The organism is Brevibacillus migulae (genome assembly GCF_004521915.1).
Taxonomy (GTDB): domain Bacteria; phylum Bacillota; class Bacilli; order Brevibacillales; family Brevibacillaceae; genus Brevibacillus_F; species Brevibacillus_F migulae.
The window spans coordinates 262,717-275,725 of the sequence record NZ_SDKD01000002.1 but is presented as its reverse complement, the minus strand read 5'-3'; the positions used below and the strand labels follow the sequence as shown (position 1 = coordinate 275,725).

The window sequence follows — 13,009 nt, the reverse complement described above, 5'->3', positions numbered from 1 at the left end:
CTTTTACTTGCTCTTTGTGTCTCGGATCACTTGCACCTGGTCTGCCTCAATGCTCCAATTTTGCGCAAGCCATTTGGCCATTTGCATATCTTCTGCTCGCAGCTGCTGTTGACTGTTCGATGCGGAATCTACCTGCGGCTTTTCTGATAGATTGATTGACACTTCCTCAATTGGTCTGATCACCTGCACGGACTCTTCTTCACCGGCTCCTTTACTGCCCGCTTCTGCCATGGTCAGCGTGATTTGCTTGATGACCGGCGCCTCCGGGTTATCTCCGGCAATTTGTACATCAACCGCGGCGGGCTCCTCCCCATACGTTTCTTTCACTTGCAGGCGAACGGCGGTTTCAATCTGCTGCTTCATATAGGACGTGACCTGCTGCGTTTGCTGGCCCATCAGCTTTTTGGCCAAAGGCTGCCAGTCTGCTTTGGTCGCGTTTTGAAAGTCTTCCTGATAGCGGCTCAGCTTGAAAGCCAATTCGTCCTGGGATAGATTGAAGATCGAGAATACAGGTGTGAGTATGGTCAGGAGCAGGATAAGACCCATCACCATTTTCACGTACCGCTGCATGCTGGTATTGGGCAGGATCAGATCCAGAAAGGCAGCGAGCAATACTAGCAGGATGATCTTTTTCAACCATATGTTTAGCCAGTCCAACTCATTCACCTACCGCACCATCATCGATATATTTCCGGCTGCTATGATAATCGTGACCGCCAAGAAGAACATCAGACCAACCGTAGCGAGTGCTGCAAAGACGAATAACAAGCTTTTCCCGATGGTCCCCAGTGCCGAAATGATCGGGCTGTTCCCCAAAGGCTGCAATACCGCGGAGGAAAGGTTGTAAATCAAGGCGATGACCAAAATCTTCAGGGCAGGGAAAGCGCACAGGATCAGCAGGATGATGACTCCAGCCAAACCAATCGCGTTTTTCACCAGGAGGGACGCGCTCAGCACCGTGTCCGCTGCATCCGAGAACATCCGCCCTACGATCGGGACAAAGTTGCCGGTCACGTATTTGGCCGTTCGCAGTGTCACACCATCCGTGACGGAAGCGGTCGCACCCTGAATGCTGACTACCGCCAGAAAGATGGTCAAAAAGGAACCGAGGGCACCCATCGCGATGTTGCGCAAAAGGCTGGCCAGCTGCGTCACCTGGTACCTTTCCGAAAACAGGCTGGCAATGTAGAGCATGGTTGACAGGAACAGCAGAGGGAATACGATCGTCGAAATCAAAATGCCGCTTGTATTGATCATGAATATGATCAGCGGATGAAACATGGCTGCCGAAGCCAGATTCCCGACCGATGCCAGCAGCGCCACAACCAGGGGCAGCATCGCCAGCATGAAGTCGGACATATCGGTAATCGCCTCCTGGGCATAGGTGATGGCGACATGGAAGCTGTTGATCGCCAGCACCATCAGGACCAGATAGGTAATGGCATAGGCGACAGTGGTGACCGTATTTCGTTCAAACGCATTCTGCATCGTCTCCAGAATCATGGCGAAAACGGTGATGATAATGATCGAGGTCAGCAGCTTTCCGTTTGTCCATATTTCATGCAGGATGAACTTGAGCATGCCTTTAAAGATCCCGGTGATGCTGATTTCCCCATCCTGCATCAACAGCTGGACAAACCCGGGAGATTTGATGTCCGGGAGATACCCTTTGTACTCCGCTAGCGTCTTTTGCCAGAATTGCTCGACCGAATCGATTTGCAGATTCTCAACCTGCTGCTGGACAAGCTGATTAATCGGGCCATCCCTCGCTTGACTCGCTTGATCGGGGGCTTGCTCGGCGGTGGCGGCCGACGGTGCATAGACCAGCATGATGAGAAAGATGAAGAAAAAGTACCGACCTGCACGCGACATCGCCCTCCTCCTTTCCGACTTGTGCAGCATGATTTGCTGCTTGTTACGCTGGCAATAATCCGATGACGGTCTCGATGATGATCTGGATGATCGGAACAGCCATCACGAGAATCAGCACCTTTCCTGCCAGCTCGATTTTCGAAGCAATCGCACCTTGTCCGGCATCCCTGGTCATCTGCGCGCCGAACTCCGCGATATAGGCGATCCCGATGATCTTGAGGATCGTCTCAAGAAACACCATGTTCAGGTCTGCTTGTACCGCAAGCTTTTCCAGAATTCGAATGACTTCCGCCACCTTGTCGATCAGGAAGTAAAAGATGATCGCGCCAGCTGCCACAGCCAACAAAAAGGCAAACATCGGCTTCTGTTCCTTGATGACCAGAGCAAGGATGGTCGCTACCAGCCCAATTCCGACGATTTGCACGATTTCCATCGGAATCCCCCTTCCTAGTTGAACAGAAAGACGCGTTTCACCTCGGAGAACAAATCACCCAAGTAATGGGCGACCATGTACAGCACGATGATGAATCCAACCAAGGTGGCCCAGTGGGCAATATCTTCTTTTCCTGACTGCTTCAAGACGGTTTGAATAATTGCAGTGATAAATCCGACTCCGGCAATCTGAAAAACGGGAGTCAAGTCAAAATCCACGGTGAACACCTCGCTTTACAGCATCAGGATGACGACTAACAATCCACCCAAGAACCCCAGGCTTTTGAACATGTTTTCGTATTTGCCCTGCTCCTGCCTAGCTTCTTCCTCGACACCCCGCAGGTGGGTCATGGCCAGCCGCAGATGCTTTTGCTGGTCTTGTCGATCCGAGCTACCCAAGACAAAGCCGAGATTCAGCAGGATGTCCTTTTCCGTCTTGCGCATCGCGCTCTGGGTCCAATGCTTCTCGATGGCTTTTTGCCAGCATACCTGGGTGGGCTCAGCATCCTCGGCGACTAGATATTCCGCTGAGGTTAGAAAGATTTTTCCAACTTCACCCGATACACGGTAGCCGATTTTGACGAAAGCTTTATGCAAGGTCGTGGCCCCGTATACGATCTCGGTCTCAAGCATTTGCAGGGCGATCAGCAAGGTGCGCAGCTGCAACGGGCGGAGGGCATAATACCGGCCCATATGCCACCCAACCATGGAGGCGGAAAAGAGGATGATGATCGAGCCGATCAGCTTGACCATGCGACACTCTCCTTTCCGACGGGAGACAGAGAGCTGTCATAAATGCCTTGTATCGTTCCCGCTCCTTGTGCCCGATTCAGAACCAGGTAGCGGCTAAAGGCCCCATGCTGGATCAGCTTGCCGATCATGGGGCGCTGGACGATCTCCTTCAAATCGGCTCCGTGCGCAGAGCAGATGACCGATACGCCGGCATGGATGGCTTCCCAGATCGCCTCACCGTCTTCCGTGCGGCCGATCTCATCCACGATGACCACATCGGGAGACATCGAGCGGATCATCATCATGATGCCAATCGCTTTCGGGCAAGCATCCAGGACGTCCGTCCGCGGGCCGACATCTCGCTGCGGCACTCCATGGAGACTGCCGGCCAGTTCCGAACGCTCGTCCACAATCGCCACTTTCCTGCTGGATGACCATTCGTTCCCGTAGCTGAGCGAGCGCGCGATATCTCGCAGCAAGGTCGTTTTCCCGCATTGCGGCGGTGAAATAATCAGCGTGTTGTGAATTTTCCCTTGCTCAAGCAGGAAGGGAAGCACTTTTTGCGCTGCTCCCTTTTTTTCTCGTGCAATCCGTATATTAAAACTGGTAATGTCCCGTATGCCCTTGACTTCTCCCTGCTCCAGGACTACCTTTCCCGCGATGCCGACGCGGTGTCCGCCAACAACGGTAATGTAGCCGCGTTTCAGTTCCTCTTCCAATGCGTATAACGAATGCTGGCTGATCTGATTGAGCAGCTTGCCCACTAGCTCTTCCGTCACGATCCATCCTTGTCGTACATTCGCGGTCAGTTGTCCCGTCGGAGTCACATAACTCGCTTGCTGCCCGTACCGGACCTCCAGTGGTTGATTCTGGCGTAACCGTATTTCTTCCACATGGTTAAGGACAGCTGCTGGCAAGGTGTTCATTATCGAGCGAATGGGGGCAGGCAAGATGGCGATCACTTCATTCATAGTGCCTTTGACACCTCCTCATCCCAAGCCTCGTGTTGTCCACGCGACTTACACTCATCCTATGCGGAAACGGACGAGTATTATGCCATCCTGGCCGAAAAAAGCAATAGAAAAAAGCGTTTGCTGCTCGCATCTGAAGCGAAACAGCAAACGCCTGTCGAAAGCCAAGCTTTTCGATTAAGTTGGATTGATCGGCGCACAGTCGTCCCAAGTAGGCTCGATCACATAGTGCTGGTACCCTTCATGATCTTTTCCTTCATGCAGAAAGATCACTTCCTGGCAAGAGGGGCACTCGAATTCATAGGAAGTTTCAAACTCATCTTCGTTTCGGCGTTCATCGTAAATGAATGCATCCTCACTGTCATCCAGGTCATAGTATTCTTCCAGATCGTCTTCATCGACCACTTCGTACAGCTCGTCATCATCCTCGTAAAGCAACAGCTCCAAATCAGCTAGGTCCTCATCCACCGCTTCCACATACGACTCTGCTTCTTCCATTCTGGCATCGAGCGCAAGCATCTCTCCATACATGTCATCCAGAATTTGGATGACTTCGGAAAGGATCTTTCCTTCTCGAGTGCTCTCCTCGATTTCCAGACCATCAGTCAAGCCACGCAAATATGAAATGCGCTTTTCCAACGTTTCCACTGCTTGCCCCTCCTTTACCATACTCACTGATAGGATTCCTCCAAAAAGGGACGGCTACTTATGGAAAACAAAAGAAAAGCAAAAAAATCGGTGAAACAGGGTGGAACACCTGTTAAAATGCCCGTGCGTACTGTTTTGGCACTTGGAGTTCGACACCCAGCTGTTTTGCCGCGTGTATCGGCCAATATGGATTACGCAGCAGCTCTCTACCCAGGAAAACGAGGTCTGCGCGTTTGTTTTGGACAATTTCCTCCGCGAGCTCTGGTGTTGAAATTAACCCGACGGCTCCAGTCAAAATACCCGCCTCTCGACGAATTTGCTCACTAAAGCCGGTCTGGTAGCCGGGATAATCGTTGATCCGGAATGGAACCACACCACCGGATGAAACATCGACCAGATCGACATCGTTATCCTTCAACAATCGGGCGAGCGTGACCGTATCCTCTACATGATGCCCTCCCTCCGCATATTCCTCAGCGGAAACACGAACAAATAATGGCCCATCCCATACGCTACGGGTCGCAGCTACGATTTCCAGCAAAAAGCGCGCTCGGTTGTCAAATGTGCCGCCATATTCATCATCCCGCTGATTGCAAAGCGGCGACAAAAATTCATTGATCAAATACCCATGTGCGGCATGTATTTCAATCACGTCGAAGCCCGCCTGCATCGCGCGGACAGCGGCCAGCCGGAAGTTTTCGATTACGCGGGCGATACCGTGGCGATCCAGTGCCTCTGGAACGGTGTAATCGGAAGAAAACGCGATTGCGGATGGAGCGTCGTGTGCACCGCGAACCGTTGACTTTCTGCCAGCGTGGGCCAGCTGGATGCCTGCTTTTGCCCCGTGTCCATGAATCTGTTTGACGATTTCAGCCAGCGCTTGTGCCTGCTCGTCATTCCAGATCCCGAGGTCCTGCTCTGTGATTCGTCCATTTGGCTGTACGGCGGTCGCTTCCAGTATCAAGAGACCCGCACCCCCGATCGCTCTTGTCGGATAATGCACGCGATGCCAATCATTGGCCATACCGTCTTCCCCCGCCGAATACTGGCACATAGGAGACATGACGATCCGGTTTTTCAGTTCCAGATTTCGAATTTGTATGGGTTGAAACAGTTTGCTCATCTTTATCCACTCCCTATTTTTCTCCTATCATAAAACTTTCCCGAAAAAAAACAAAGAAACCGCTGCACTTTGCAACGGTTCACCAATCCATTTTTACCAGGCAGCACTACTGCCTTGCCCCGATATATATGCACAGCACACCTGTAAAGATCCATGTAATTTTCCACATGCTGATCCGATCCGCCATGCCTACCAGACCAATTGTTGTCGTCAGCAGGAGAACAAGCGGACCTACCAGAGCCAGTCCCGAATTGATCACCAGCGCTTTTTCCACTTGATTAAATTTTAGGATCAGCAAGGCTGCAATGATTTCGATGCTTCCCGACATAAGCCGCAATGACGCCATGCCGATGATCGCTTTTTCCAACATGTCCTTATGTCCCCTCCCTTAGGATCACTCTATGCCTGTACAAAAAAAAATAGTCGCGCTTTTCGACCTGTTTTTAGGCGAATGCCTAGCGAGTGGAAAATCACGCCTACTCCCCTTGCCGACATACAATGTACCAAATGCCCAGGAAATGAGGAGTCAACATGCGAGGAAATGAAACTGCATTTTGGCCAGAAAGCTGGATGGATCCATCTTTTCAGCGTACGACAAAGCCCCGCCGCACAGGTTTGTCCATGGTGATCGACAAAGGTTTGGGGTTGCATGCCTTTCAAGATCTGCTGCAGCTCTCCTCTCCTTATGTGGATGTATATAAGCTCGGATTTGGTACGTCTGCCCTGTACCCCTTGGATGTATTGCGAGCCAAAATCAGCCTGGCGCGGGAATACGGAATCGAGATCATGCCGGGTGGCACTTTCTGTGAGGTTGCTTGCAAGCAAACTTCCTTTGATACGTATCTGGAACGTACCTTGGTCCTTGGGTATAATGCGATTGAAATATCGGATGGGACCTTTCCCTTTTCCCGCGAGGAGCGCGACCGCATGATTTCCATGGCAGCGGAAGCAGGATTGACTGTCTATGCCGAATTCGGCAAAAAAGCGGAAGGCTTTACAGCTGAGCTGGATGAACTGGTTGGCACACTGGAAGCAGATCTGCAAGCAGGGGCTTCCTATACGATTGTAGAAGCCCGCGAAAGCGGAAATGTAGGGATTTTCAATCAGTGCGGCGAGGTGGACGACGCTTTCCTGCGAGAAGTCGTTCATGCTTGTGGGGTCAAGAGAGACAAATTGATCTGGGAGGCTCCGCAGAAGAATCAGCAGCTTGCCTTGCTGCGCACGCTTGGGTACAACGTCAATCTGGGGAACATCGCCACCACCGATATTTTGTCGGTAGAAGCGTTGCGGCGTGGTCTGCGGGGGGATACTGCCTTTGAAGTAATCGCAGAGAGGAGCAAAAACTCATGCGGCTAGAGGTGGTGCCTACCGTCGGCGAGATCAAGCTCGAGCAGATTTCCAATCGGGTGGTCATCGTCATTGATGTCCTCCGCGCTTCCAGTACAATCGTCACCGCCCTTCACCAAGGCTTCGAAGCTGTCATACCGGTAGAAACCGCAGGTCAGGCCCTTTCCTTGCGCAATGAAGCTTCCATTTTGGCAGGAGAACGATATTGCAAAAAGCATCCGTCCTTTGACTTGAATAACTCGCCGACTTCACTCTTTCAGCAGGAATATGGCGGTAAACATCTGATTTTGAGTACAACCAACGGCACTCGTGCGATTCAAAAAGCGGATCGCGCACATGCCGTGCTGATCGGGTGTCTGCTGAATGCAACTTCGTGTATGAAGCACGCGCTCACCTACCGTCTCGACATCACGCTCTACTGTGCCGGAACACGTGAGGAATTTGCGCTGGAGGACGGCTTGGCTGCCGGTCTGATGATTGAAATCGCCAAGCAGTCCGTCCCGCAAGCACAGATATGCGACCTTGGCGAGGCGCTGCATGCCACCTATCTTCAGCTTGCACCGAAGCTCCCGGAGCTGTTAGCCGATACGACAACCGGCAAACGTCTCGTTCGCCACCAGTTCCAAAAGGACATTTTGTTTTGCGGCCAGATTGACTTCTGCACAATCGTTCCCACGGTGAAAGAGGGGCGCATACTCCGACACCTTGTCTCATAGAGTGATAGGAGACTAGGGACAGGGGTTCGATACGTATGGCATTTATGAATGGAGAAGTGATGCTCGTCATCCTGATTGTCATCGGGCTTGTAGGCCGCTCACCGATTATTGCCACCGCCGCCAGCATCCTTTTGGTACTGAAGCTGACCTCCCTGGAGCGCTTCTTCCCAACCGTTGAGCGACGCGGTCTTGAGCTTGGGTTATTATTTCTGACCATATCCGTACTCGTGCCATTCGCCAATGAAAAAGTGACATGGAAGGACATCACCCCTCTCTTCACGACAGTCATTGGCGTATTGGCCTTGGCGGGCGGCGCCCTGGCAACTTATATGAACGGAAAAGGCTTGGATGTATTGCGGACAGAACCGCACATCATTGTTGGACTCGTGATCGGATCCATTTTGGGCATCGTGTTTCTGCGCGGCATCCCTGTTGGACCGTTGATGGCAGCTGGCATTACAGCGTTTCTGATGAAGGTGTATGAGTGGTTTGGGGGGCGCTGGTGAGACTTACCTGCTCGAAATGTTCCACAGTAGGAAAAGGTTCATAATAGTGATGCAGCAGCTGTTTCCATTCCTGATATTCTTGGGAACCACGAAAGCCTATGGTGTGATCTTCAAGCGTTTCCCAGCGGACAAGCAGCAGGTATTTGCCCTTTGCCTCCATACACCGGTGAAGCTCGTGGAGGATATACCCCGGCATGGAAGAAATGATGGCGGATGCCTGCCGGAAAGAATCTTCAAAAGATTCTTCTTGTCCTTCTTTTACTTGGAGCATGGCCGCTTCTAAAATCATCGAAATCTCTCCTTTTTGTTTTTGTTCAAACACGGTGGTGGCGGAAGGGAAGAGTAAACATTGTGCACACCCCCCGCGATTTGCTGCGGAGCGACCAGTCCCCCCTACAGCGGGGCGTAGAATGAAGCGGCGTTTCGAAACATGCTCTCCCGCCGCAGCCCCTAAATAAGTTGAAAAAAACCTTGGCTCTCGTGGGAAAGCCAAGGTTTTTGTGTGAGTTTCCTTATGCGCGGGAAACGTATGCTTCTGTGCGCGTATCGATGATGAGCTTGTCCCCTTCGTTTACGAAGAGAGGTACGTTTACAACGAAGCCCGTTTCCAAAGTTGCTTTTTTGGTCACGTTAGAAGCGGTGTCGCCTTTCACGCCTGGTTCGCATTCTGTTACAACGAGTTCCACCGTATTCGGCAATTGGATACCGATGGTTTCTCCGTTGTATTGCATGATTTGAACGTTCATGTTTTCTTTCAGGAAGCGCAATTCACGTTCGATTTGTTTGGAAGTGAAGTTGAGTTGCTCATACGTTTCCGTGTTCATGAACGTATACTCGTCACCGCTGTTGTACAAATATTGCATCGTGCTGGTTTCAATACGAGCTGGGCTTACTTTTTCACCGCCGCGGAAAGTCATTTCCGTTACGTTGCCGTTACGCAGGTTACGCAGCTTGGAGCGTACGAATGCAGCGCCTTTTCCAGGTTTTACGTGTTGAAATTCAAGTACGGTATAGATGTTTCCATCCACTTCGATGGTCAGGCCAGTCCGAAAATCGTTAACAGAAATCATGATAGTCCTCCCAAAAAGATCAATAAACATTCCTAGTATAAATTAGACAGGCAAAATGAGCAACTCTTTCGTCGACTGCGTCAAAATTTCACAACCGTTTTCCGTGATCAGTACATCATCCTCGATGCGCACGCCACCAAGATCGCTGATGTAGATGCCCGGCTCTACCGTGACGAGCATTCCTGGCTGCAGAACGGTTTCGCTCACCGCGGAAAGATTCGGCTGTTCATGGACCTCTACGCCCAAGCCGTGTCCCGTGCTGTGTCCATATGCCGCTCCATATCCTGCAGCCGCGATGATATCCCGCGTCAAGGCATCGCCTTCTTTTCCGGTCATCCCCGGTTTGATATGGTTCACACAGTTCAGCTGCGCGCGCAGGACAATGTCGTAGATTTCCCGCATTTTGTCGCTTGGTTCGCCCACGCTAACCGTACGGGTGATGTCAGAGTTGTATCCTTTGTATGCGGCACCAAAATCAAGCGTTACCATCTCGCCAGCCTGAATGACTTTTTCACTCGCCCGACCGTGCGGAAGCGCTCCGCGTACACCGGACGCTACGATGGTTTCGAAGCCCACGCCGGTTGCCCCTTGCTTGCGCATAAAAAACTCCAGTTCGAGCGCCACATCGATTTCACGAACACCCGGACGGATAACATTGAGCACATGAGCAAACGCATCATCGGCAATTTTTACTGCCTGCTTGATGATTTCCAGCTCGGAAGCATCCTTGTAGATACGCAAATTCTCAATCATTCCGCTTGTCGGTACCAGTTCGACGGAAGAGAAAGCCTCTCTCCATGCTTCAAAGGTACCTAGCGTAATCAAATTCTTTTCGACTGCCAGGCGCTTTACGCCCAATTTTTGCAGCTGTTGTCCGATCGCCTCAATGGCTTTTCGCTCATTATTCACCACTTGAAAAGCAGGAGCCTCTGCAGTCGCTTGGTCGATATAACGGAAGTCCGTGACAAATACCGCTTCATCCTTGGTGATGATCGCCCAGCCTGTCGACCCCGTAAACCCACTAATATAGAAGCGATTCTCCATGTTTTCCGTGATCAATGCGTCTAATCCTTGCTCAGCTAACGCTTTGCGCAAACGTTCCAATCTCCCTTGCATATGCCTCCCCCTTCTGCTCTCTTGAGCAACGCTTCGTTGCTACGAACGATTTTGCTGCTCGATTTTACGTACTAACGCTCGCACTGCCCATTCATACCCGTCCGATCCCAAACCGACGATCTGGCCAACCGCCACCGGTGCGATGACGGAATGATGCCGGAATGGCTCTCGTGCATGAACGTTGGAAATATGTACTTCAATAACCGGAAGTGAAACGGCAGCAATCGCATCACGCAGTGCATAGGAATAGTGTGTAAAGGCACCCGGATTAAACACGATGCCCTGATGCACACCCTTGGCTTGGTGAATGGCATCGATCAGTACGCCCTCGTGATTGGATTGTACATGCTCCATCTGAGCGCCCAGTTCACGCGTCACTCCTTGCAGCCGCAAGATGATGTCGTCCAACGTTTCACTACCATACACACCTGGCTCGCGTTTTCCCAACAAGTTGAGATTCGGACCGTTAAGCACTAATAAGGAGACCATGTTTTCGTTTCCCCCGGCAAAATTTTTTTCTCTGCCATTTTACCATAGAGAAGAAAACATTGGATAGGACTATTCCTCCTCCGTCTTCTCTGCCAATATCGTCATGCCGATAAACAGCCCGAAGGACAGAAACCAGGCCAATTCCGTGCTGATTGTGCCTTCCTGCCAATTTCCCATCCGAAAAAAGAACCCAAACACAAGGAACATGCCAAAGCCATATACGAGCCCTCCCCACCAGAGCCTGATGCGCGATACGAATAAGGAATAGATCGCGGCAGCCCCTGTAGCCAACAGGAACACGGTAATGATACCGACGATCGTACCGAGAAAGTTATGTTCCCCCCATAGGCCCAAGAGCGGACGTGAAAACGAGCGATTACTATAAGGCGTGAAGCCTAGAAAATGAGCGATCATCCGTAATATCCCCCACATGACTGTGCCCCAAAATCCAACCTCGACAATTTTCCGCCAGGCCTTTTTTTCCCTGGTTTCTTTTTTCTCACTGGCATCATATCTGGACTGTGCCGTTTCCATTTGCGATCACCTCTTCCCTAGTATGTTCCCTGCTCTTCGTTTTCAGTTATGATCCAGTCGGTTTCCTATGATCTGCTTGTAGCGATTAGCCTTACTTTACGCTAGAATAGAAGGTAAGGAAGGTGATCTCAATTGTCGCAACCAAATACGCCCGCGTACGGCGGTCAAGCCGTCATCGAAGGAGTCATGTTCGGCGGTAAATCCGTCACGATCACGGCCATACGCAGAAAAAATCAGGAGATCGAATATTTCGAGGCTCCCAGAGAAGACAAAAAATGGGTCGCCCGTTTAAAAAAGATTCCGTTCATCCGTGGGATCGTTGGATTGATTGATGCCAGTGCAAACGGTGCGAAGCATTTAAATTTCGCAACGGAGAGATACAGCATGGAGTCCGAGGACGAGTCAGCTGACAGCGGACCATCCCGCCTCACCCTGATTCTTGGCGTCGCAGTGGTCGGCGTGCTTTCGTTTCTCTTCGGGAAATTCGTCTTTACCTTGGTTCCCGTATTTCTTGCCGAATTTCTTTTGGGCAGATGGGTGCCGCCGGGCATTCCGCAAAATCTGGCGGAGGGCGGCTTTAAAATCCTGCTGTTGCTTGGTTACATTTATGTGATCGCACAAGCCCCTTTGATCAAACGGCTGTTCCAGTATCACGGGGCCGAGCATAAAGTGATTAACGCGTTTGAAGCCGGGGTAGAATTAACAGTAAAAAATGTGCAGAAGTTTTCTACATTGCATTATCGTTGCGGCAGCAGCTTTATCATCTTTACCGTCTTGGTCGGGGTCGTTGTCTATTCTTTTTTCAGCTATGACAGCCTTTGGGAACGCGTGATTCAACGGATTCTCCTCTTGCCTGTCGTCATGGGGCTTTCCTATGAAGTGCTGCAATGGACGAACAAGTTCAGAGAAACTCCGGTGCTTCGCTTCCTTGGCTATCCTGGACTCTGGCTGCAAAAAATTACAACAAAAGAGCCGGATGACAGTCAGGTAGAAGTCGCGATCGCATCCTTCCAAAGAATGCGTGAACGCGATTCTGCCTTGTCCAAGCAAAAAGAATTCGCCACGACTGGATAACGCAAGCATATTGTAACCTCAGAGGTGAGATCCATGAAGAGCCGTGTTCATCCGTTTTTTGGCATTCTGATTCTTCTCGCGGTGATCGGATTTTTCCGGGAGCTGATCGAAAATCCGATTAACCTTTTGGTCATCATTGGTCTATCCGCTCTCCTGTTTTATCTCGTCAATAATTACATGAAAAGCGGTCGATTTCTTCCCGGGTTTCAGTTAAAGAAGCCGAAGCAGCCGACCAAAATGACGAAGAGCGTGACAAGGAAAACCGGCCATTCACCTCGCAAAGAAAATCCGTTTCGTGTGATTGAAGGAAGCAAGGGAAAAACAAAGGAAAACAAAGAAAAAGAACCAAAGATGTACCAATAAGGAAGCAGGCTGCTTG

Annotated in this window: 19 protein-coding genes; 5 read left to right on the top strand and 14 right to left on the bottom strand. The window is 50.9% G+C overall.

All coding sequences use genetic code 11. From position 1 onward, the window contains the following. Positions 1-3: 3 nt before the first annotated feature. The 9 genes from spoIIIAF to EIZ37_RS03460 all read right to left on the bottom strand — a co-directional run bounded on the left by spoIIIAF (position 4) and on the right by EIZ37_RS03460 (position 6,148). Positions 4-657 (bottom strand): stage III sporulation protein AF, encoded by a 654-nt coding sequence (gene spoIIIAF, locus EIZ37_RS03500; RefSeq protein WP_167568654.1) that lies wholly within the window; start codon positions 655-657, stop codon positions 4-6. Between the two features lie 9 nt (positions 658-666). Continuing rightward, positions 667-1,872 (bottom strand): stage III sporulation protein AE, encoded by a 1,206-nt coding sequence (spoIIIAE, locus tag EIZ37_RS03495; protein WP_134683168.1) that lies wholly within the window; start codon positions 1,870-1,872, stop codon positions 667-669. Positions 1,873-1,915: 43 nt separating this feature from the next. Beyond that, positions 1,916-2,305 (bottom strand): stage III sporulation protein AD, encoded by a 390-nt coding sequence (spoIIIAD, locus tag EIZ37_RS03490; RefSeq protein ID WP_134683167.1) that lies wholly within the window; start codon positions 2,303-2,305, stop codon positions 1,916-1,918. 14 nt (positions 2,306-2,319) lie between these two features. Beyond that, positions 2,320-2,523: a stage III sporulation protein AC gene (spoIIIAC, locus tag EIZ37_RS03485; protein ID WP_134683166.1), complete on the bottom strand. Its 204-nt coding sequence runs from the start codon at positions 2,521-2,523 to the stop codon at positions 2,320-2,322. A gap of 15 nt (positions 2,524-2,538) precedes the next feature. After that, a complete protein-coding gene (spoIIIAB, locus tag EIZ37_RS03480) occupies positions 2,539-3,057 on the bottom strand; it encodes a stage III sporulation protein SpoIIIAB (protein ID WP_134683165.1) in 519 nt (172 codons plus the stop codon). After that, positions 3,045-4,007, bottom strand: a complete 963-nt coding sequence (spoIIIAA, locus tag EIZ37_RS03475; protein ID WP_134683164.1) for a stage III sporulation protein AA — start codon at positions 4,005-4,007, stop codon at positions 3,045-3,047. The genes spoIIIAB and spoIIIAA overlap by 13 nt, the downstream gene beginning before the upstream one ends. Positions 4,008-4,184: 177 nt before the next feature. Then, entirely contained in the window at positions 4,185-4,676 is a 492-nt protein-coding gene (locus tag EIZ37_RS03470; protein WP_134683312.1) for a CD1247 N-terminal domain-containing protein, read from the bottom strand. 91 nt (positions 4,677-4,767) lie between these two features. Then, a complete protein-coding gene (gene namA / locus EIZ37_RS03465; protein ID WP_134683163.1) occupies positions 4,768-5,778 on the bottom strand; it encodes an NADPH dehydrogenase NamA in 1,011 nt (336 codons plus the stop codon). A gap of 106 nt (positions 5,779-5,884) precedes the next feature. After that, the gene (locus tag EIZ37_RS03460) at positions 5,885-6,148 is read right to left on the bottom strand and encodes a YqhV family protein (protein WP_134683162.1); all 264 of its coding nucleotides are present in this window, start codon (positions 6,146-6,148) and stop codon (positions 5,885-5,887) included. 161 nt (positions 6,149-6,309) lie between these two features. Between EIZ37_RS03460 and comA the strand changes: the two genes are divergently transcribed. From comA to EIZ37_RS03445, 3 genes are read left to right on the top strand one after another with little or no spacing between them, the layout of a single operon-like run. After that, entirely contained in the window at positions 6,310-7,134 is an 825-nt protein-coding gene (gene comA, locus EIZ37_RS03455; protein WP_134683161.1) for a phosphosulfolactate synthase, read from the top strand. Next, positions 7,125-7,841, top strand: a complete 717-nt coding sequence (locus tag EIZ37_RS03450; protein WP_134683160.1) for a 2-phosphosulfolactate phosphatase — start codon at positions 7,125-7,127, stop codon at positions 7,839-7,841. The genes comA and EIZ37_RS03450 overlap by 10 nt, the downstream gene beginning before the upstream one ends. Positions 7,842-7,876: 35 nt before the next feature. Then, positions 7,877-8,347, top strand: coding sequence for a DUF441 domain-containing protein (locus tag EIZ37_RS03445; RefSeq protein ID WP_134683159.1), 471 nt, complete (start codon positions 7,877-7,879; stop codon positions 8,345-8,347). Here EIZ37_RS03445 and EIZ37_RS03440 read toward each other — a convergent pair. The 5 genes from EIZ37_RS03440 to EIZ37_RS03420 form a co-directional block, all read right to left on the bottom strand. Then, positions 8,298-8,636: an antibiotic biosynthesis monooxygenase family protein gene (locus tag EIZ37_RS03440; RefSeq protein ID WP_134683158.1), complete on the bottom strand. Its 339-nt coding sequence runs from the start codon at positions 8,634-8,636 to the stop codon at positions 8,298-8,300. The two genes, EIZ37_RS03445 and EIZ37_RS03440, sit on opposite strands and share 50 nt — an antisense overlap. Before the next feature lie 223 nt (positions 8,637-8,859). Beyond that, entirely contained in the window at positions 8,860-9,417 is a 558-nt protein-coding gene (efp, locus tag EIZ37_RS03435; RefSeq protein ID WP_134683157.1) for an elongation factor P, read from the bottom strand. A gap of 42 nt (positions 9,418-9,459) precedes the next feature. Further along, positions 9,460-10,533: a M24 family metallopeptidase gene (locus tag EIZ37_RS03430; RefSeq protein WP_134683156.1), complete on the bottom strand. Its 1,074-nt coding sequence runs from the start codon at positions 10,531-10,533 to the stop codon at positions 9,460-9,462. Positions 10,534-10,572: 39 nt separating this feature from the next. Next, entirely contained in the window at positions 10,573-11,022 is a 450-nt protein-coding gene (gene aroQ / locus EIZ37_RS03425; RefSeq protein ID WP_134683155.1) for a type II 3-dehydroquinate dehydratase, read from the bottom strand. 69 nt (positions 11,023-11,091) lie between these two features. Then, on the bottom strand, positions 11,092-11,556 hold the full coding sequence (locus EIZ37_RS03420) for a YqhR family membrane protein (protein WP_134683154.1): 465 nt from the start codon (positions 11,554-11,556) through the stop codon (positions 11,092-11,094). A gap of 132 nt (positions 11,557-11,688) precedes the next feature. Here EIZ37_RS03420 and EIZ37_RS03415 point away from each other — a divergent pair, with 132 nt between their 5' ends. Then, positions 11,689-12,630 (top strand): DUF1385 domain-containing protein, encoded by a 942-nt coding sequence (locus tag EIZ37_RS03415; RefSeq protein WP_205683773.1) that lies wholly within the window; start codon positions 11,689-11,691, stop codon positions 12,628-12,630. A 33-nt stretch (positions 12,631-12,663) separates the two neighbouring features. Beyond that, positions 12,664-12,993: a hypothetical protein gene (locus EIZ37_RS03410; RefSeq protein ID WP_134683153.1), complete on the top strand. Its 330-nt coding sequence runs from the start codon at positions 12,664-12,666 to the stop codon at positions 12,991-12,993. Positions 12,994-13,009: the final 16 nt, after the last annotated feature.